The organism is Mesorhizobium dulcispinae, from assembly GCF_033977345.1.
GTDB lineage: Bacteria > Pseudomonadota > Alphaproteobacteria > Rhizobiales > Rhizobiaceae > Mesorhizobium > Mesorhizobium dulcispinae.
This window is the reverse complement of the sequence record NZ_JAVIIY010000071.1, coordinates 1-771: the sequence shown is the minus strand read 5'-3', so window position 1 is coordinate 771 and position 771 is coordinate 1. Positions and strand designations below refer to the sequence as shown.

Sequence of the window (771 nt, the reverse complement as noted above, 5' to 3'; positions counted from 1 at the left end):
ACACCTTATCGGCGTCCGGATTTTGATCTGAATGCGCTCACGCCCGGGCAACTGGCTGAGGAGAGTAGCGGCTCGGGCCACTGGACCGCAGTTGACGGCTCGGCAATTGCCCAGCCCGGCTCGTCACGCAGATCATCGCAGATCTATGCCGGTCTTGATGACATCGTCGACTTGCAGGACGATGCCGGCTCCGCGCCGCGGTCGGACGCTGCCAGGTCGAGATCGATTGCCGGGCCATCATCGAGCGTGCCTGGCGAAGGTTCGGCGGCGTCGAGCGCTGCACATGGCAGGCACCCGGAGCTCGGGCCACAGCTTGGCTCGCGGGAGCAGGCCGATTTGGGGGTAAGGCCTGCCGCCTCGCAGGAAAGTTACGATCAGTCGCAGCTTTGGCAGGAGGTGGACCAAGCTGGGCGGCGGGAATCTGCCGGCTCCGACTCGAATTGGTCGCCGCAGATTCCGTCGGATTTTGACGCGACTACGTGGCCAACGCCGAAATCCACGTCAGCTCGCTCGTCAGACATCTACCGCGGTCTTGATTCCCTGGTCGATTTGCCGTCCACACCGGCCGAGCTGCGTGATGATGCCCATTATGCCCCGCCTCCAGGTACAGCCTCCGACGCTCAGGTTGAGGCGCTCGATCCGCAAGCCTCGTCTCACGACCGCAGCGGACTGGCACTAGGCGCCACGCAATGGCTGAGCGATGAGCATATCCAGAGAGATTACGAACTTCTGGCGCAGGAGCTGCAGAGGGAAAATCCAGATCTCGCCGCC

At 63.3% G+C, this 771-nt stretch carries 1 pseudogene; it reads left to right on the top strand.

Annotated features, from left to right (window positions below):
- Positions 1 to 771: pseudogene (locus tag RFN30_RS32300) on the top strand (hypothetical protein); the annotation flags it as partial.